Source organism: Streptococcus wuxiensis, from assembly GCF_040888245.1.
Lineage (GTDB): Bacteria > Bacillota > Bacilli > Lactobacillales > Streptococcaceae > Streptococcus > Streptococcus wuxiensis.
On record NZ_JBFNFE010000005.1, the window covers coordinates 111,124 to 130,522 of the forward strand.

24 protein-coding genes and 1 pseudogene are annotated in these 19,399 nt (G+C 39.5%); all 25 read left to right on the plus strand.

From position 1 onward, the window contains the following. On the plus strand, positions 1 to 639 hold the full coding sequence (locus tag AB2B47_RS06980) for an adenylate kinase (RefSeq protein ID WP_004251114.1): 639 nt from the start codon (positions 1 to 3) through the stop codon (positions 637 to 639). 117 nt (positions 640 to 756) lie between these two features. Next, complete coding sequence (gene infA, locus AB2B47_RS06985) at positions 757 to 975, plus strand: translation initiation factor IF-1 (RefSeq protein WP_001029883.1); 219 nt, start codon at positions 757 to 759, stop codon at positions 973 to 975. Positions 976 to 999: 24 nt separating this feature from the next. After that, on the plus strand, positions 1,000 to 1,116 hold the full coding sequence (gene rpmJ, locus AB2B47_RS06990; protein ID WP_001808836.1) for a 50S ribosomal protein L36: 117 nt from the start codon (positions 1,000 to 1,002) through the stop codon (positions 1,114 to 1,116). A 17-nt stretch (positions 1,117 to 1,133) separates the two neighbouring features. After that, on the plus strand, positions 1,134 to 1,499 hold the full coding sequence (rpsM, locus tag AB2B47_RS06995) for a 30S ribosomal protein S13 (RefSeq protein WP_004251117.1): 366 nt from the start codon (positions 1,134 to 1,136) through the stop codon (positions 1,497 to 1,499). Between the two features lie 17 nt (positions 1,500 to 1,516). Continuing rightward, on the plus strand, positions 1,517 to 1,900 hold the full coding sequence (gene rpsK / locus AB2B47_RS07000; protein WP_001118385.1) for a 30S ribosomal protein S11: 384 nt from the start codon (positions 1,517 to 1,519) through the stop codon (positions 1,898 to 1,900). Between the two features lie 43 nt (positions 1,901 to 1,943). After that, positions 1,944 to 2,879: a DNA-directed RNA polymerase subunit alpha gene (locus AB2B47_RS07005; protein ID WP_006153389.1), complete on the plus strand. Its 936-nt coding sequence runs from the start codon at positions 1,944 to 1,946 to the stop codon at positions 2,877 to 2,879. Between the two features lie 11 nt (positions 2,880 to 2,890). Further along, entirely contained in the window at positions 2,891 to 3,277 is a 387-nt protein-coding gene (rplQ, locus tag AB2B47_RS07010) for a 50S ribosomal protein L17 (protein WP_004251124.1), read from the plus strand. A 262-nt stretch (positions 3,278 to 3,539) separates the two neighbouring features. Next, complete coding sequence (locus AB2B47_RS07015) at positions 3,540 to 3,806, plus strand: ACT domain-containing protein (RefSeq protein WP_006153408.1); 267 nt, start codon at positions 3,540 to 3,542, stop codon at positions 3,804 to 3,806. 9 nt (positions 3,807 to 3,815) lie between these two features. Beyond that, a complete protein-coding gene (locus tag AB2B47_RS07020) occupies positions 3,816 to 5,153 on the plus strand; it encodes a PFL family protein (protein ID WP_006153409.1) in 1,338 nt (445 codons plus the stop codon). Positions 5,154 to 5,464: 311 nt separating this feature from the next. Then, positions 5,465 to 5,836 (plus strand): ribonuclease P protein component, encoded by a 372-nt coding sequence (gene rnpA, locus AB2B47_RS07025; RefSeq protein ID WP_006153417.1) that lies wholly within the window; start codon positions 5,465 to 5,467, stop codon positions 5,834 to 5,836. After that, on the plus strand, positions 5,811 to 6,626 hold the full coding sequence (locus AB2B47_RS07030) for a YidC/Oxa1 family membrane protein insertase (RefSeq protein ID WP_006153404.1): 816 nt from the start codon (positions 5,811 to 5,813) through the stop codon (positions 6,624 to 6,626). Before rnpA ends, AB2B47_RS07030 begins: the two co-directional genes overlap by 26 nt. Positions 6,627 to 6,640: 14 nt before the next feature. After that, positions 6,641 to 7,597, plus strand: a complete 957-nt coding sequence (gene jag / locus AB2B47_RS07035) for an RNA-binding cell elongation regulator Jag/EloR (RefSeq protein WP_006153345.1) — start codon at positions 6,641 to 6,643, stop codon at positions 7,595 to 7,597. A 203-nt stretch (positions 7,598 to 7,800) separates the two neighbouring features. After that, positions 7,801 to 8,175: pseudogene (locus AB2B47_RS07040) on the plus strand (HI_0552 family protein); the annotation flags it as partial. Between the two features lie 118 nt (positions 8,176 to 8,293). Next, positions 8,294 to 9,751 carry a PTS ascorbate transporter subunit IIC gene (locus AB2B47_RS07045; protein ID WP_006153412.1) on the plus strand — a complete coding sequence of 486 codons (1,458 nt, stop codon included), beginning with the start codon at positions 8,294 to 8,296 and terminating at the stop codon, positions 9,749 to 9,751. A gap of 22 nt (positions 9,752 to 9,773) precedes the next feature. Continuing rightward, entirely contained in the window at positions 9,774 to 10,055 is a 282-nt protein-coding gene (locus tag AB2B47_RS07050) for a PTS sugar transporter subunit IIB (protein WP_000241466.1), read from the plus strand. A gap of 76 nt (positions 10,056 to 10,131) precedes the next feature. After that, on the plus strand, positions 10,132 to 10,617 hold the full coding sequence (locus AB2B47_RS07055; protein WP_006153415.1) for a PTS sugar transporter subunit IIA: 486 nt from the start codon (positions 10,132 to 10,134) through the stop codon (positions 10,615 to 10,617). Positions 10,618 to 10,633: 16 nt separating this feature from the next. Further along, a complete protein-coding gene (locus tag AB2B47_RS07060; RefSeq protein ID WP_006153402.1) occupies positions 10,634 to 11,299 on the plus strand; it encodes a 3-keto-L-gulonate-6-phosphate decarboxylase UlaD in 666 nt (221 codons plus the stop codon). Between the two features lie 3 nt (positions 11,300 to 11,302). After that, positions 11,303 to 12,166 (plus strand): L-ribulose-5-phosphate 3-epimerase, encoded by an 864-nt coding sequence (locus AB2B47_RS07065; RefSeq protein ID WP_320693939.1) that lies wholly within the window; start codon positions 11,303 to 11,305, stop codon positions 12,164 to 12,166. A gap of 1 nt (position 12,167) precedes the next feature. Continuing rightward, a complete protein-coding gene (locus AB2B47_RS07070) occupies positions 12,168 to 12,875 on the plus strand; it encodes an L-ribulose-5-phosphate 4-epimerase (protein ID WP_006153388.1) in 708 nt (235 codons plus the stop codon). Positions 12,876 to 13,041: 166 nt separating this feature from the next. Beyond that, complete coding sequence (locus AB2B47_RS07075) at positions 13,042 to 14,715, plus strand: BglG family transcription antiterminator (RefSeq protein WP_320693940.1); 1,674 nt, start codon at positions 13,042 to 13,044, stop codon at positions 14,713 to 14,715. 116 nt (positions 14,716 to 14,831) lie between these two features. Then, on the plus strand, positions 14,832 to 15,923 hold the full coding sequence (ulaG, locus tag AB2B47_RS07080) for an L-ascorbate 6-phosphate lactonase (RefSeq protein WP_006153413.1): 1,092 nt from the start codon (positions 14,832 to 14,834) through the stop codon (positions 15,921 to 15,923). Positions 15,924 to 16,037: 114 nt separating this feature from the next. Beyond that, positions 16,038 to 18,014: a transketolase gene (tkt, locus tag AB2B47_RS07085; RefSeq protein WP_320693941.1), complete on the plus strand. Its 1,977-nt coding sequence runs from the start codon at positions 16,038 to 16,040 to the stop codon at positions 18,012 to 18,014. A gap of 142 nt (positions 18,015 to 18,156) precedes the next feature. After that, the gene (gene yajC, locus AB2B47_RS07090; protein ID WP_320693942.1) at positions 18,157 to 18,477 is read left to right on the plus strand and encodes a preprotein translocase subunit YajC; all 321 of its coding nucleotides are present in this window, start codon (positions 18,157 to 18,159) and stop codon (positions 18,475 to 18,477) included. Between the two features lie 48 nt (positions 18,478 to 18,525). Further along, positions 18,526 to 18,963, plus strand: a complete 438-nt coding sequence (locus tag AB2B47_RS07095) for a low molecular weight protein-tyrosine-phosphatase (protein WP_320693943.1) — start codon at positions 18,526 to 18,528, stop codon at positions 18,961 to 18,963. Beyond that, entirely contained in the window at positions 18,956 to 19,369 is a 414-nt protein-coding gene (locus AB2B47_RS07100) for an MORN repeat-containing protein (RefSeq protein ID WP_320693944.1), read from the plus strand. Before AB2B47_RS07095 ends, AB2B47_RS07100 begins: the two co-directional genes overlap by 8 nt. Positions 19,370 to 19,399: the final 30 nt, after the last annotated feature.

Consider the following 19,399-nt stretch of genomic DNA (forward strand, 5'->3'; position numbering starts at 1 on the left):
ATGAATCTTTTGATTATGGGTTTACCTGGTGCAGGTAAAGGGACACAAGCAGCGAAAATTGTTGAACAGTTTCACGTTGCCCACATCTCAACTGGTGACATGTTCCGTGCAGCAATGGCTAACCAAACTGAAATGGGTGTATTAGCTAAGTCTTATATCGATAAAGGCGAATTGGTTCCAGATGAAGTTACAAATGGAATTGTTAAAGAACGTCTTTCTCAAGATGATATTAAAGAAACTGGTTTCTTGTTGGATGGATACCCACGTACAATTGAGCAAGCTCATGCCTTAGATAAAACATTGGCTGAACTTGGAATTAAACTTGAAGGTGTTATCAACATCGAAGTAGACCCATCTTGCCTACTTGAACGTTTGAGTGGTCGTATCATTCACCGTGAAACTGGCGAAACTTTCCATAAAGTATTCAACCCACCAGTTGATTACAAAGAGGAAGATTACTACCAACGTGAAGATGATAAACCTGAGACAGTAAAACGTCGTTTGGATGTTAATATTGCTCAAGGCGAACCAATCATTGCTCACTATCGTGCTAAAGGTCTAGTACATGATATCGAAGGCAACCAAGATATCAATGATGTCTTTAAAGATATCGAAAAGGTATTGACAAATTTGAAATAAAAGCGTTTTTCAGGCTTGCAAAATGTCTTGACAAATGTTATACTGAGTTAGTCTGACTTATAATTGTTGTCTCTGTGTCTAGAGACATCAAATCGAAATTTAGGGAGGTACTTTTGCGTGGCAAAAGACGATGTGATTGAAGTTGAAGGCAAAGTAGTCGATACGATGCCGAATGCAATGTTTACGGTTGAACTTGAAAATGGACATCAGATTTTAGCAACAGTTTCTGGTAAAATTCGTAAAAACTATATTCGTATTTTAGCGGGAGATCGTGTTACTGTTGAAATGAGTCCATATGACTTGACACGTGGACGTATCACTTACCGCTTTAAATAATCGAAAAACTTGGAGGGATAAGAAATGAAAGTAAGACCATCGGTCAAACCAATTTGCGAATACTGTAAAGTAATTCGTCGTAATGGTCGTGTTATGGTAATTTGCCCAGCAAATCCAAAACACAAACAACGTCAAGGATAAGATAGAAAGGAGAAAACATGGCTCGTATTGCTGGAGTTGATATTCCAAATGACAAACGCGTAGTTATCTCATTGACTTATGTCTATGGTATCGGACTTGCAACATCTCAAAAGATTTTGGCAGCTGCTGGAGTTTCAGAAGATATTCGTGTTCGTGACCTTACATCAGATCAAGAAGATGCTATCCGTCGTGAAGTGGATGCAATTAAAGTTGAAGGTGACCTTCGTCGTGAAGTGAACTTGAACATCAAACGTTTGATGGAAATCGGTTCATACCGTGGTATCCGTCACCGTCGTGGACTTCCTGTCCGTGGACAAAACACTAAAAACAACGCTCGCACTCGTAAAGGTAAAGCTGTTGCGATTGCTGGTAAGAAAAAATAATATAGGAGGTAAAAGTCTTGGCTAAACCAACACGTAAACGTCGTGTGAAAAAGAATATCGAATCTGGTATTGCTCATATTCACGCTACATTTAATAACACTATTGTTATGATTACTGATGTGCATGGTAATGCAATCGCTTGGTCATCAGCTGGTGCTCTTGGTTTCAAAGGTTCTCGTAAATCTACACCATTTGCTGCTCAAATGGCTTCAGAAGCTGCTGCTAAATCTGCACAAGAACACGGTCTTAAATCAGTTGAAGTTACTGTAAAAGGTCCAGGTTCTGGTCGTGAGTCAGCTATTCGTGCTCTTGCTGCCGCTGGTCTTGAAGTAACAGCAATTCGTGATGTGACTCCAGTGCCACACAATGGTGCTCGTCCTCCAAAACGTCGCCGTGTATAATCATTACCTTTACACTGCTTTTCGTTTAAGAGGGAGTAACTAAATGATCGAGTTTGAAAAACCAAATATAACAAAAATTGATGAAAATAAAGATTATGGCAAGTTTGTCATCGAACCACTAGAACGTGGATACGGTACAACACTTGGTAACTCTCTTCGTCGTGTACTTCTTGCTTCTCTTCCAGGAGCAGCTGTTACATCTATCGATATTGATGGAGTATTACATGAGTTTGATACAATCCCTGGTGTTCGTGAAGATGTGATGCAAATCATTCTGAACATTAAAGGTATTGCAGTTAAATCATATGTAAAAGACGAAAAGACTATTGAACTAGATGTTGAAGGTCCTGCTGAAGTTACAGCTGGAGACATTTTGACTGACAGTGATATCGAAATCGTAAATCCAGATCATTATCTTTTCACGATCGGAGAAGGTGCTTCATTTAAAGCGACTATGACTGTAAACAGTGGTCGTGGATATGTACCTGCTGATGAAAACAAGAAAGATAATGCTCCAGTTGGAACACTTGCTGTAGATTCTATTTATACACCAGTCACAAAAGTTAACTATCAAGTTGAACCTGCTCGTGTAGGAAGCAATGATGGTTTCGATAAATTAACCCTTGAAATCTTGACAAATGGAACTATTATTCCGGAAGATGCTTTAGGGCTTTCAGCACGCATTTTGACAGAACATCTTGATTTGTTTACAAATCTTACAGAGATTGCTAAAACTGCAGAAGTGATGAAAGAAGCTGATACTGAATCGGACGACCGTATTTTGGAACGTACGATTGAGGAACTTGACTTGTCTGTACGCTCATATAACTGTTTGAAACGCGCTGGTATCAATACTGTGCATGACTTGACAGAAAAATCTGAAGCTGAGATGATGAAAGTAAGAAATCTTGGACGCAAGAGTTTGGAAGAAGTGAAACTCAAACTCATTGATTTGGGTCTTGGATTAAAAGATAAATAAAGGAGGAATACATGGCTTACCGTAAACTAGGACGCACTAGCTCACAACGTAAAGCAATGCTTCGCGATTTGACAACTGACCTTTTGATCAACGAATCAATCGTGACAACTGAAGCTCGTGCTAAAGAAATCCGTAAAACTGTTGAAAAAATGATTACTCTAGGTAAACGTGGTGATTTGCATGCACGTCGTCAAGCTGCTGCTTTCGTACGTAATGAAATCGCATCTGAAAACTATGATGAAGCAACTGATAAGTATACTTCTACTACAGCACTTCAAAAATTGTTCTCAGAAATCGCACCTCGTTACGCAGACCGTAACGGTGGATACACTCGTATCCTTAAAACTGAACCACGTCGTGGTGATGCAGCGCCAATGGCGATCATCGAATTAGTATAAAATCATCAATTTTGTTGAGTGTTATGATGATGGAGCCTTGTGCTCTTAGTCTAGCTCTGGTCTACCGCTAGGACTTTTGTCCTAGCGGGAACACTCATCATAAGATGATCGGGTAGACGCTTGTTTACGAAATTGTTTTTCTTTTAAGAACAATTTCGTAAGCAGGCGTTTTTTAGTTTTTTTATTGCAAATGTGCTATACTGAGAAAAAAGAAAAATGAAGTTAGACTGTTTTTCTATGATTTTAACTATGGAGGGCTGATATGAAAGCTATTATAACTGTTGTTGGTAAAGATAAGACGGGTATTGTTGCAGCTGTTGCAACTAAGATTGCTGAATTAGGGTTAAATATTGATGATATCTCACAGACTGTTTTAGACGAGTTTTTTACGATGATGGCTGTAGTGTCCAGTGATGAAAAGCAAGATTTTACCTATTTAAGAAAAGAATTCGAAGCCTTTGGTCAGACCTTGAATGTTAAAATTAATATTCAAAGTGCTGCAATTTTTGATGCTATGTATAATATCTAGGAGGTGTTTATGGATATTAGACAAGTTACCGAAACAATCGCAATGATTGAGGAGCAGAATTTTGATATCAGAACTATTACCATGGGAATCTCTCTACTTGATTGTATTGATCCAGATATTGATAAGGCTGCAGATAAAATATATGAAAAAATTACTACTAAGGCGGCGAATTTAGTTGCTGTCGGTGATGAAATCTCTGCTGAGTTAGGTATACCCATTGTCAATAAACGTGTATCAGTAACACCAATCTCCCTAATTGGTGCTGCTACAGATGCAACAGACTATGTACCGTTAGCCAAAGCTTTGGATAGAGCAGCTAAAAAAATTGGTGTTGACTTTATCGGTGGTTTTTCTGCATTAGTACAGAAAGGCTACCAAAAAGGTGATGAAATCCTCATCAATTCGATTCCGCATGCTTTAGCTGAGACAGACAAAGTGTGCTCGTCTGTCAATATCGGCTCAACCAAGTCAGGAATCAATATGACCGCAGTTGCCGATATGGGACGAATCATTAAGGAAACTGCTAGTCTTTCCGATATGGGTGCTGCGAAATTAGTCGTTTTTGCCAATGCAGTTGAAGACAATCCCTTTATGGCAGGAGCTTTTCATGGAGTTGGCGAAGCTGATGTTATTATTAATGTTGGTGTGTCAGGTCCTGGTGTAGTTAAACGTGCCTTAGAAAAAGTTCGTGGGCAAAGCTTTGATGTAGTGGCAGAGACTGTTAAGAAAACAGCTTTCAAGATTACCCGGATTGGTCAATTAGTTGGACAGATGGCTAGTGAAAGACTAGGTGTTGATTTTGGTATTGTTGATCTAAGTTTAGCTCCGACTCCAGCAGTTGGAGATTCTGTGGCTCGTGTCCTCGAGGAAATGGGACTGGAAACAGTTGGAACCCATGGAACGACTGCTGCTTTAGCTCTTTTAAATGATCAGGTGAAAAAGGGTGGAGTGATGGCCTGCAATCAGGTTGGTGGACTATCAGGTGCTTTTATTCCAGTTTCTGAGGATGAGGGGATGATTGCTGCGGTGCAAAATGGTTCTCTAAATTTAGAAAAACTAGAAGCTATGACAGCTATCTGTTCAGTAGGTTTGGATATGATTGCGATTCCTGAAGATACACCTGCCGAAACCATTGCGGCTATGATCGCGGATGAGGCAGCAATTGGTGTTATCAATATGAAAACCACAGCTGTCCGTATCATTCCAAAGGGTAAAGAAGGCGATATGATTGAGTTTGGTGGCTTGCTAGGAACTGCCCCAGTTATGAAAGTCAATGGAGCTTCTTCGGCTGATTTCATTGCTCGTGGAGGACAGATTCCAGCTCCAATTCATAGTTTTAAAAATTAATAAAAAAATAAAATGATTTAAGTTCAATTTAAGGATAGGTGTGTATACTCTAATCATTAAATAAAGACCTCCTAACTTTATGTAATAGAAATCCTAAACTTTTTCATAATAATCTCCTACAAAAGTCGCTCGTAAGAGTGGCTTTTGTTTTGTATTCTTTAAAAAAACTAGTAAAATTTCATTGATTCTGGTCAAATTTTTTAAGAATGGCTACTTTTTTCGAAGTCAAACCAGCCTAAAACCTTGCCATGATTGGCTTTTTGAAAATTTATGGTATAATAGTATTAGTTTTATTAGATGGAGTAGAATTTTTGAGAAAAAGCTTTCGTGTAAAAAAAGAGAAAGATTTCGACGCCATATTTAAAAAGGGAGCAAGTGTAGCTAATCGAAAATTTGTTATTTATCGATTAGAAAACAATGAAACACATTTTCGAGTAGGTTTATCAGTCAGTAAAAAATTAGGAAATGCTGTGACAAGAAACCAAATCAAGAGAAGAATCCGGCATGTTCTCATTCAAAATAGTAATCAACTTGTTGATAATGTCGATTTTGTTGTAATTGCTCGAAAAGGCGTTGAACTATTAGAATATGCAGAAATTGAAAAAAACTTACTTCATGTTTTGAGATTAGCAAAGATTTACCAGGAAGGAAATGAGAGTGAAGAAGAAATTACAATTGACTAGTTTGTTAGGTTTGTCCTTGTTGGTAATGACTGCTTGTTCAACTAGTGAAGTGTCTGCAGATTCTGCAGACTTTTGGAGTAAACTTGTTTATTTTTTTGCTGAAATTATTCGATTTTTGTCATTTGATGTCAGCATTGGTTTAGGGATTATTCTGTTCACAGTCTTGATTAGAACAATACTGTTACCAGTCTTTCAAACACAAATGGTAGCATCTAGAAAAATGCAAGAAGCGCAACCTCGCATAAAAGAACTGCGCGAACGTTATCCAGGTCGCGATATGGAAAGTCGCACTAAGCTAGATCAGGAAACACGTAAACTATTTAAAGAATTAGGTATTAAACAATCTGCATCATTCTGGCCACTATTGATTCAGATGCCGATTCTTTTGGCTCTGTTCCAGGCTTTATCGAACGTAGATTTTTTGAAGACAGGCCATTTCTTGTGGTTCAATCTAGGTGGAGCTGATACAACTTTTGTATTACCTATTTTAGCTGCCCTATTTACCTTCCTCAGTAGCTGGCTTTCAAATAAAGCTTTGCCTGAGAAAAATGGTGCCATGACGGGTATGATGTATGGAATGCCTGTTATCATCTTCTTGTTTGCAATATCTGCTCCAAGCGGTGTCGCTCTTTACTGGGCGGTTTCAAATGCTTATCAAGTATTGCAAACCTACCTTTTGAACAATCCCTTCAAAATCATTGCAGAGCGTGAAGCAGATGTACAAGCTAAGAAGGATTTAGAAGTTAAGAAAAGAAAAGCTCTAAAGAAAGCACAGAAAAAGAAAAAGTAAGGAGAAATCTGATAATGGTATTATTTACAGGTTCAACAGTTGAAGAAGCAATCCAAAATGGATTGAATGAATTAAATATTCCAAGAATGAAGGCTCATATCAAAGTTGTTTCGAGAGAGAAAAAAGGATTTTTTGGGCTTTTTGGTAAAAAACCAGCTCAAGTTGATATCGAAGCAATCAGTGAGACAACCGTTGTAAAGGCAAATCAGCAAGCCATCAAAGGTGTTCCAAAAGAAATTAATGATCAAAATGATCCAGTTAAAACAGTCAGCGAAGCGACAGTTGATTTGGGACATGTAGTTGCAGCTATCAAGAAAATTGAAGAAGAAGGCCAAGAAATTTCTGAAGAAGTCAAGGCTGAAATTCTTAAGAATGATAAAGAAGCTAGCACGATTTTAGAAGAAACAGGGCATATTGAAGTTTTAAAGGAATTGCAACCTGAAGAAACTCAAGATGAAGTTGATGCTGAAAAAGACAGTGAATTAGAAAATCTTGGTTTAAAAGTCGAGCCAACTTATGATACAGAAAAGGTTGTCGAAGAGGTCACTAGCTACGTCCAGGCGATTATTGATGATATGGATGTTGAGGGAACTATTTCTAGCACCTCTAATCGTCGTTCGATCAATATGCAAATTGATACAAATGAGCCAGGCCGTATCATTGGTTACCATGGTAAGGTTTTGAAATCCCTTCAACTTTTGGCACAAAACTACCTCTACAATCGTTATTCAAAAACTTTCTACATTACTATCAACGTGAATGATTATGTAGAACATCGTGCAGAAGTGTTACAGAGTTATGCACAAAAATTAGCTACACGTGTCTTAGAAGAGGGACGTAGTCAGGTGACTGATCCAATGTCTAGTAGCGAACGTAAAATTATCCATCGTATCATCTCACGTATGGAAGGTGTCACTAGTTATTCAGAAGGTGATGAACCAAATCGTTACGTTGTCGTGGATACAGAATAAAATAGAAGAGGCTGGGACAAAATTCCTAGCCTCTCAATTGTCTATGGATTGTCGAGCAAGACGCAGTGGTTGAGGGGGCTCTACTAAGCTGATTTCATCAGCTTTTACAGCCCTACTCAACTGTGCGGAGGTGGGACGACGAGATCGAATTCTAACGAATTACCGATTTCTGTCCCACTCTCTTTTGCTAGATAAGGGAGGTTGAGCCTATGTTGGCCCTTCGTTTGTATGGAAGCCCTTCTGATTTTGGAGTTTCACTAGAAGTGAGTTTTATTGAACGTAAGAAGGATGAGCGAACATTAGACAAACAAGCCAAGGTCTTAGAAGTTCCAGTGGTAGAAGGGATTTACTATCTAGTCTACTCAGATGGAGAAAGTCAAAAGATGGAGGCTACTGAGGAAAATCGCCAAGTTTTAAAAGAAAAAATCGCCTATCAGGAAGTCCGCAAAGTTTTAGTGAAGGCAGATGTTCCGGTGACTGCAAATTCATCTGAAGAAGAAATCGTAAAAGCTCTACTGAAATCTTATGACAAAATTCTTCCATTTTATCTAGCTACAAGAAAATCAGATAATCCGTAAAATATTATAAATCATACAGTCCAAGAGTGAACAGTCCGCTGTGTAATTCTTGGTCTTTTTGTTTCCGTTTTCAAATTATATAATAAACTTACAAAAACAATTCAAAAGGAGAACAATTATGGAAGTCATTTCAAGTGTTCTAAATTGGTTTTCTAGCAATATTTTGCAGAATCCCGCATTTTTCGTAGGTTTATTGGTGCTAATAGGATATGCACTTTTGAAAAAACCTGCTCATGACGTTTTCTCAGGTTTCGTTAAAGCAACAGTAGGGTATATGTTGCTCAACGTGGGTGCTGGTGGTTTGGTTACAACCTTCCGTCCAATCTTGGCAGCCCTTAACTACAAATTCCAAATCGGTGCAGCGGTTATTGACCCTTACTTTGGACTTGCTGCAGCAAACAACAAAATTGCAGCAGAGTTTCCAGATTTCGTTGGAACTGCAACTACAGCTCTATTGATCGGTTTTGGAGTAAATATCTTGCTTGTAGCTCTACGCAAGATCACGAAAGTAAGAACCCTCTTTATTACTGGTCACATCATGGTACAACAAGCTGCGACTGTATCTCTTATGGTTCTATTCTTAGTTCCACAATTGCGCAATGCTTATGGTACAGCAGCTATCGGTATCATCTGTGGCCTTTACTGGGCAGTTAGTTCAAATATGACTGTTGAGGCAACTCAACGCTTGACTGGTGGTGGCGGATTTGCGATTGGTCACCAACAACAATTTGCAATCTGGTTTGTAGATAAAGTGGCAGGACGCTTTGGTAAGAAAGAAGAAAGTCTAGACAATCTTAAATTGCCTAAATTCCTCTCAATTTTCCACGATACAGTTGTTGCATCTGCTACCTTGATGCTCGTATTCTTCGGAGCCATTCTTTTAATCTTGGGTCCAGACATTATGTCTAACAAAGAAGTCATCACTTCAGGAACTCTATTCAATCCTGCTAAACAAGATTTCTTTATGTACATTATCCAAACAGCCTTCACCTTCTCAGTTTACTTGTTCGTTTTGATGCAAGGTGTCCGCATGTTCGTATCTGAGTTGACAAACGCCTTCCAAGGTATTTCAAACAAATTGTTGCCAGGTTCATTCCCAGCGGTTGACGTTGCAGCTTCTTATGGATTTGGTTCTCCAAACGCTGTTTTGTCTGGATTTGCCTTTGGTTTGATTGGTCAATTGATTACAATTGTCTTGCTCATCGTCTTTAAAAGCCCTATCCTTATTATTACAGGATTTGTACCAGTGTTCTTTGATAACGCAGCAATTGCAGTCTACGCTGATAAACGTGGTGGCTGGAAAGCAGCTGTTATCCTGTCCTTCATCTCAGGTGTCCTCCAAGTTGCTCTAGGAGCTCTCTGTGTAGCCCTTCTTGATTTGGCATCTTATGGTGGTTACCATGGAAACATTGACTTTGAATTCCCATGGCTTGGATTTGGATACATCTTCAAATACCTCGGTATTGTTGGTTATGTACTTGTATGTCTCTTCTTGCTTGTTATTCCTCAACTTCAATTTGCCAAAGCAAAAGATAAAGAAAAATACTACAAGGGTGAAGTTCAAGAAGAAGCTTAGTGTCTAGAAAAGGAGAAATAAAATGGTTAAAGTATTAGCAGCGTGCGGAAATGGAATGGGTTCATCTATGGTTATCAAGATGAAGGTTGAAAATGCCCTCCGCAAGCTTAATCAAACAGATTTTACAGTCAATTCATGCAGTGTCGGTGAAGCTAAAGGTTTAGCAGCAGGCTATGACATCGTAATCGCTTCTCTTCATTTGATCCAAGAATTGGAAGGTCGGACTAATGGGAAGTTAATTGGCCTTGACAACTTGATGGATGATAAAGAAATCACTGAAAAACTCAGTCAAGCACTACAGTAAAAGGTTGGAGGGGGCTGGACAGAAACTGATAGTCATCGTTTCTGTCCTTCTCCCTCTTTAAATAAAGGAGGCAGATATGAATTTAAAACAAGCTTTAATTGAAAACGACTCGATCCGACTGGGTTTAGAAGCTAAAGACTGGAAAGAAGCAGTCAAGGTAGCAGTAGATCCCTTGATTGATAGTGGAGCAATTTTGCCAGAGTATTACGATGCTATTATCGAATCGACTGAAGAGTATGGCCCTTACTATATCTTGATGCCAGGTATGGCTATGCCCCATGCTAGACCTGAAGCTGGAGTGCAAAGAGATGCCTTTTCATTGATTACCTTACAAAATCCGGTTGTATTTTCAGATGGGAAAGAGGTCTCAGTTTTGTTGGCACTAGCAGCAACAAGTTCAAAAATTCACACAAGTGTAGCCATTCCACAGATCATTGCCTTATTTGAATTAGAAGATTCTATTGCACGTTTACAGGCTTGCCAGACTAAAGAAGATGTCTTGGCGATGATTGAAGAATCTAAGGATAGCCCTTATCTCGAAGGATTGGATTTGGAAAGTTAGAAAGAGGAATAAAGAGATGACAAAAAGAATACCTAATTTACAAGTTGCATTAGACCATTCAGACTTGCAAGGCGCGATTAAAGCAGCTGTTTCTGTTGGTCATGAAGTAGATATTATCGAAGCTGGAACTGTTTGCTTGCTTCAAGTTGGAAGTGAACTGGTTGAAGTTTTGCGCAGCCTTTTCCCAGATAAGATTATTGTGGCAGACACAAAATGTGCCGATGCTGGTGGAACAGTTGCCAAAAATAATGCCGTTCGTGGGGCAGATTGGATGACTTGTATCTGTTGTGCAACCATCCCTACTATGAAAGCAGCTCTAAAGGCTATCAAGGCTGAACGTGGGGACCGAGGCGAAATCCAGATCGAGCTTTATGGTGATTGGACTTTTGAACAAGCTCAGCTTTGGCTAGATGCAGGTATCTCACAAGCTATCTATCACCAATCTCGTGATGCCCTTCTTGCTGGTGAAACTTGGGGTGAAAAAGACCTTAATAAGGTTAAAAAACTCATTGACATGGGCTTCCGAGTTTCTGTAACAGGTGGTCTAGATGTAGATACTCTCAAACTCTTTGAAGGCGTTGATGTCTTTACCTTTATCGCAGGTCGTGGAATTACAGAGGCTGCGGATCCAGCAGGAGCAGCGCGTGCCTTCAAGGATGAAATCAAACGAATTTGGGGGTAAACCATGGCACGTCCAATTGGAATTTATGAAAAGGCAACCCCGACACACTTTACTTGGCTAGAACGTTTAAATTTTGCCAAGGAGTTAGGCTTTGATTTTGTCGAGATGTCTATTGATGAACGTGACGAGCGTTTAGCAAGACTGGACTGGAGCAAGGAAGAACGCTTGGAAGTTGTCAAAGCGATCTATGAAACTGGTGTTCGTATTCCTTCTATCTGTTTTTCAGGTCATCGTCGCTACCCATTGGGATCAAATGATCCAATTTTAGAGGAAAAATCTCTGGAACTCATGAAAAAATGTATCGAACTAGCCCAAGACTTAGGAGTTCGTACTATTCAACTAGCTGGTTACGACGTTTACTATGAGGAAAAGTCCCCCCAGACACGCCAACGTTTTATCAAAAATTTGAGAAAAGCTTGTGACTGGGCTGAAGAAGCTCAGGTGGTACTTGCTATTGAAATTATGGATGATCCTTTCATCAATAGCATCGAAAAATACTTGGCTGTAGAGAAAGAGATTGACTCTCCCTACCTCTTTGTCTATCCAGATATTGGGAATGTGTCTGCATGGCATAATGATGTCTACAGTGAGTTTTATCTCGGCCATCATGCTATTGCAGCTCTCCATCTCAAGGATACTTATGCAGTGACAGAAAGTTCAAAGGGCCAATTCCGAGATGTACCTTTTGGGCAAGGTTGTGTCAAATGGGAAGAAGCTTTCGATATTTTAAAGCAAACCAATTATAATGGACCTTTCCTAATCGAAATGTGGTCTGAAAATTGTGAAACTGTAGAAGAAACACGCGCAGCCATTCAAGAGGCCCAAGCCTTTCTCTACCCACTAATTAAGAAAGCAGGTTTGATGTAAGATGAATCAAGTAATCAATGCTATGCGTAAACGAGTCTGTGATGCCAATCAATCATTGCCAAAACATGGACTTGTCAAATTTACCTGGGGTAATGTATCTGAAGTCAATCGCGAACTCGGTGTCATTGTTATCAAACCATCAGGCGTAGATTATGACGAATTGACCCCTGAAAACATGGTGGTGACTGACCTAGATGGAAAGGTTCTAGAAGGAGATTTAAGACCATCTTCGGACCTTCCAACTCATGTGCAGTTATATAAGGCTTGGCCAGAGATTGCTAGTGTGGTCCATACCCATTCGACAGAAGCTGTTGGTTGGGCTCAGGCAGGTCGTGATATTCCTTTCTACGGAACAACTCATGCGGATTATTTCTACGGTTCAATCCCTTGCGCCCGTAGTTTGACCAAGGATGAAGTAGAAGTAGCCTATGAAAAAGATACTGGTCTGGTCATCGTGGAAGAGTTTGAACGTCGTGGTCTTAACCCAGTTGAAGTTCCAGGAATTGTTGTACGTAATCATGGACCGTTCACTTGGGGCAAGAATCCAGAGAATGCTGTCTATCACTCTGTTGTACTAGAGGAAGTATCTAAGATGAATCGCTTCACAGAGCAAATCAATCCAAGGGTTGAACCTGCTCCCCAGTACATCCTAGAAAAACACTACCAACGTAAGCATGGACCAAATGCTTATTATGGTCAAAAGAAATAAGAAAATGAATTGAAAAGAGGCTAGGACCTTGCGATCCAAGCCTCGCTTTTGTAGTTGTAAATATCCAATGGTAAGAGTTTACAGCATATAATTGCAAAGTCTGTACAAATGTGATACCATTATAAAGTTGTTTTGGAAGCGATTGACAAATAGAGGAGTATGAATTATGGTTTTAGATAAGGCGAGCTGTGACTTGCTTCAATATTTGATGGATCAAGAAACGTCCAAAACGATTATGACGATTTCAAAAGATCTAGCTCAATCTCGAAGAAAAATCTACTATCACATTGATAAAATCAATGATGCTCTGGATGATGAGAATTTGCACATCATCAGTCTGCCTCGGATTGGTATCCATTTAACCGAGGAACAAAGAGAAGCTTGTCGTCAATTATTAGACGAAGTTGATTCTTATGATTACATCATGAGTGCCAATGAGCGGATGCAGCTGATGCTCCTTCTGATTGGTATTTCCAAAGAGAGAATCACGCTTGAAAAACTCATGGAATTAACAGAAGTCTCTCGAAATACAGTCCTTAATGACTTAAATAGCATTCGTTACCAGCTAACCTTGGAGCAGTATCAAGTAACGCTTCAAGTTAGTAAATCTCGCGGTTACTACTTGAATGCACACCCTCTTAATAAAATCCAGTATCTTCAATCCCTTCTCTATCATGTCTTTATGGAAGAAAATCCAGCTTTTGTAGCTATTTTAGAGGAGAAAATCAAGGAGCGATTAGAAGATGAGATGCTTCTTTCTGATGAGGTCAATCAATTTCTAAAAAAACAAGTTCCACTAGTTGAGCAGGATTTGGGGAAAAAAATAAACCATCACGAAGTCACTTTTATGTTACAGGTCCTCCCTTATCTTCTACTTGGATGTGATACCGTTACTAATAATCAGGATAAGCATAAAGAAATTGAACAAGAATTTTCATTGATTCGAAAGAGAATTGAATATCAGGTATCCAAAAAACTAGGAGAGCGCTTGTTTGAAACATTTGGAATCTCATTTTCAGAATTAGATAGATCTCTATTAGCCATTCTTTTGTTATCCTATCGAAAAGATCGAGACATCCATGCAGAAAGTAAAGATTTTCAGCATTTGAGAATGGCTTTAGAAGAGTTTATTTGGTATTTTGAATCCCAAACCAGAATGGAGATTGAACAGAAAGAAGACTTGTTGAGGAATCTCGTGATTCATTGTAAGGCTCTACTATTTAGAAAAAATTATGGGATCTTCTCAAAAAATCCTTTAACTCGGCAGATTCGTTCCAAGTATAGTGAGCTTTTCGTGATTACAAAAAAATGTGCTGAAGTGCTGGAAGAAGCCTGGCAGATTCGATTGACGGATGATGAGATTGCCTATTTGACCATTCATGTTGGAGGATTTTTAAAGTATACTCCATCGATTCAAAACAATACTAAGAAGATTTATATTGTGTGTGATGAAGGAGTGGGCGTTTCTAAACTCTTACTTAAACAATGTCGCTTCTATCTTCCAAATGAACAAATAGGTGCAGTCTTTACCACTGAGCAGTTTAAAAGCGTGGAGGATATTACTCAGGTTGACTTGCTTATTACAACAAATGATGAGCTTGAGAGTCGCTTCCCAGTGCTAAAGGTAAATCCTATACTTGAGGCAGAAGATATTTTACGCATAACAGACTTTATGAAAAATAAGGTTCTTCGAAAAGATGGTCGAACCTTCAAGGATAATCTCTCAACAATTATTGCTACCTATATATCTGATAAACACGCTGCAGCAAAATTACAGGAAGAAATTCAACTCTTAATCAACCAAGAATTAGTCATCCAAGCTTTTTTAGATGAATCATAAATATCACAGTCCAATGATGAACACAAACCTGTGTTTTTCTTGGTCTTTTTTAATATTTCGGTCGGTGTTATACTAAGTATGAAATGAATACTTGAACAAAATATGGAGGATTTCAAATGCCAAACGTAAAAGAAATTACAAGAGAATCATGGATTTTAGCTACTTTCCCAGAGTGGGGAACATGGTTGAACGAAGAAATCGAAGAAGAAGTCGTTCCTGAAGGAAACTTTGCCATGTGGTGGCTAGGCAACTGTGGTACTTGGATTAAAACACCAGGTGGTGCTAACGTTGTCATGGATCTTTGGTCAAACCGTGGAAAATCAACCAAAAAAGTGAAAGATATGGTTCGCGGACACCAAATGGCAAATATGGCAGGTGTTCGTAAATTGCAACCAAACTTACGTGTTCAGCCAATGGTTATCGATCCATTTGCTATCAATGAACTCGACTACTACTTGGTTTCACACTTCCATAGTGACCATATCGACCCATACACAGCTGCAGCAATTCTCAATAATCCTAAGTTAGAACATGTTAAGTTTATCGGTCCTTACCATTGTGGACGAATCTGGGAAGGATGGGGTGTTCCAAAAGAACGCATCATCGTTGTCAAACCAGGTGATACTATTGAACTAAAAGACATGAAGATTCATGCGGTAGAATCATTTGACCGTACTTGCTTGGTAACACTACCAGTGAACGGTGCTGATGAGACAGGTGGCGAACTTGCTGGTTTAGCTGTTACAGATGAAGAAATGGCTCAAAAGGCTGTTAACTATGTCTTTGAAACACCAGGTGGAACCATTTATCATGGTGCGGATTCTCACTTCTCAAACTACTTTGCGAAACATGGTAAAGACTTCAAAATTGATGTTGCTTTGAATAACTATGGTGAAAACCCAGTTGGTATCCAAGATAAAATGACCTCTATCGACCTACTTCGCATGGCAGAAAATCTACGTGCTAAAGTTATTATCCCAGTTCACTATGATATCTGGTCTAACTTCATGGCTTCTACGAATGAAATCCTAGAACTTTGGAAAATGAGAAAAGATCGCTTACAATACGATTTCCATCCATTTATCTGGGAAGTTGGTGGAAAATACACTTATCCTCAAGACCAACACTTAATAGAATATCATCACCCACGTGGTTTTGATGACTGCTTCGAACAAGACTCAAATATCCAATTCAAAGCCTTGCTTTAATATAAAAATTTTTTCTGGAGGTTATCCGTATGTTGCACGATACGGATAATTTTCATATAATAGTACAAATAGAATATGTGATAGACCTATCACCTCAAAGAGAAAGGAAATTCTATGTCAAATCTATCTGTTAATGCGATTCGTTTTCTAGGTATTGACGCTATCAATAAAGCCAACTCAGGTCACCCAGGGGTGGTTATGGGAGCTGCACCGATGGCCTACAGTCTTTTTACAAAAAATCTCCGTATCAATCCAGCCCAACCAAACTGGATTAACCGCGACCGCTTTATTCTCTCAGCGGGTCATGGTTCAATGCTCCTCTATGCCCTCCTTCACCTTTCTGGTTTTGAAGATGTGAGTATGGATGAAGTGAAGAACTTCCGTCAATGGGGTTCTAAAACACCAGGTCACCCAGAATTTGGTCATACTGCAGGGGTTGATGCAACAACAGGTCCTCTAGGACAAGGGATTGCGACTGCGACAGGTTTTGCACAAGCAGAACGTTTCCTTGCAGCCAAGTATAACCGCGAAGGTTATAACATCTTTGACCACTACACTTACGTTATCTGTGGAGATGGTGACTTGATGGAAGGTGTCTCAAGTGAAGCTGCTTCTTATGCAGGCTTGCAAAAGCTTGACAAGTTGGTTGTTCTTTATGATTCAAATGATATCAACTTGGATGGTGAGACAAAAGATTCTTTCACAGAAAGTGTCCGCGATCGTTACAATGCTTATGGTTGGCATACAGCCTTGGTAGAAGATGGAACAGACCTTGAGGCTATTCATGCAGCTATTGAAGAAGCTAAGACTTCAGGAAAACCATCTTTGATTGAAGTGAAAACAGTTATTGGTTATGGTTCTCCAAACAAACAAGGGACTAACGCTGTGCACGGTGCTCCTCTTGGAGCTGATGAAACTGCAGCAACTCGCCAAGCACTTGGTTGGAACTACGAACCGTTTGAAATTCCAGCAGAAGTATACGCAGACTTTAAAGAAAATGTTGCAGACCGTGGTGTTTCAGCCTATGAAGCCTGGGCAAAACTAGTTGCAGATTATAAAGAAGCTCATCCAGAACTTGCTACAGAAGTGGAAGCAATCATCGAAGGACGCGATCCAGTTGAATTGACGCCAGAAGACTTCCCAGCTTTAGAAAATGGCTTCTCTCAAGCGACTCGTAACTCAAGCCAGGATGCCTTGAATGTTGTGGCTGCTAAATTGCCAACCTTCCTTGGTGGATCAGCTGACCTCGCTCATTCAAATATGACTTACATCAAAACTGATGGGCTTCAAGATGATACAAATCGCTTAAATCGCAACATCCAGTTTGGTGTTCGTGAATTTGCAATGGGTACTGTCTTGAACGGAATGGCTCTTCACGGTGGACTTCGTGTTTACGGAGGAACTTTCTTCGTATTCTCAGATTACCTTAAAGCAGCTGTTCGATTGTCAGCCTTACAAGGTCTTCCAGTTACTTATGTCTTCACTCACGATTCAATCGCAGTTGGTGAAGATGGTCCAACTCATGAACCGATTGAACACTTGGCAGGTCTTCGTGCTATGCCAAACCTTAATGTCTTCCGTCCTGCTGATGCACGTGAAACACAAGCAGCTTGGTATCAAGCAGTCAAAAGCGAGAAAACACCGACTGTTCTTGTCTTGACTCGTCAAAACTTGACTGTTGAGGAAGGAACAGACTTTGACAAGGTTGCGAAAGGTGCTTATGTCGTTTATGAAAATGCAGCAGACTTCGACACTATCTTGATTGCCACTGGTTCAGAGGTTAATCTGGCTGTCGCAGCCGCCAAAGAATTGGCAAGTCAAGGTAGCAAGGTGCGCGTGATCAGCATGCCATCTACAGATGTCTTTGATGCGCAAGATGCAGCATACAAAGAAGAAATCCTACCAAATGCTGTCCGTCGTCGTGTAGCAGTCGAAATGGGAGCAACTCAAAACTGGTATAAATACGTTGGTCTTGATGGAGCAGTTCTTGGTATTGATACCTTTGGAGCTTCTGCCCCAGCACCAAAAGTTTTAGCAGAGTACGGATTTACAGTTGAAAACCTTGTAGAACTTGTGAATAACTTGAAATAATCTAGAGGCATATTGCTAAAAAAGTCGAGGTTGGGAATTTTTGTCCCAGCCTCTTTCTTGATATAAAAGCATGGTCTAATCTTGTAAAAACACTTAAAATTTGTTATAGTAGTTTTATCTGAATTACAAAGGAGAAAATACAATGAATGCAAATTTAACATTTGTGATTATGCTTGTAGGGATGTTTGCCTTGATGTTCTTTATGCAACGTTCTCAAAAGAAACAAGCTGAAAAACGCATGGAGAGTCTCAACAAACTTCAAAAAGGCTACGAAGTAATAACTATCGGTGGTTTATACGGTACAGTTGATGAAGTTGATACCCAAAACAAAACAATCGTACTTGATGTAGACGGAGTTTACTTGACTTTTGAACTTGGAGCGATCAAATCTGTCTTGCCACTGAAAGAAGCTGTAACAGCTGAAGGTACAGTTGTCGAAGGCGAAAGCGCGATTGAAGAATAAAACGGGGTGGATCTCATTCCCGTTTTTCTATGATGATAAGGAATAATGATGAAAAAGATTGTTTTTGTTTGCCTTGGTAATATTTGCCGAAGTCCTATGGCAGAATTTGTGATGAAATCCTTAACTGATGATTATGTGATTGAAAGTAGAGCAACTTCTTCTTGGGAACACGGGAACCCAATTCACGAAAGGACTCAAGAAATCTTTAAATCTCACGAGATTCCTTATGATTCATCAAAAACATCGCAACAAATCTCTAAGAATGATTTTGAATATTTTGATTATATCATTGGAATGGACGAGTCCAATCTTCTCGATCTGATTCGGATGTGTCCTAAAAGCCAAAAACACAAGATAGAGGCGTTCGCTTCTGAAAGTGTACCGGATCCTTGGTATACAGGTGATTTTGATGAAACTTATGATCGGGTTTTAACAGGTTGTAAAGCTTGGCTAACACGTTTAGAAAATGAGGCAAAAAATGGATAATTTAAAGAAACTCTATGATAGATACAGTGTCTATATAACACGTCCTCGTTTAGAAATTGCGACAGTAGTGGTCATAGCTCTTTGCGCGATATTTGTATTTGTAGGGAATATGCCTAAGCAAGGAGTATTAAAATTGGATGGCGATTCACTAGTGTATGATGGAAGTATTGTTCGTGGAAAGATGAATGGCAAAGGAACGATGACTTTCTCAAACGGCGATACCTATACTGGAGAATTTAAAAATGGCGCGTTTAACGGCAAAGGAACCTACCAAGCTAAGGAAGGCTGGGTCTATGAAGGTGACTTTGTTAATGGGCAAGCTGAAGGCAAAGGGAAACTGACTACTGAGCAAGATGTTGTCTATGAGGGTGATTTTAAACAAGGTCTCTTTCAACAAGTACAATAACCTCCTCTTAGAGGGGGTTATATACCGCAC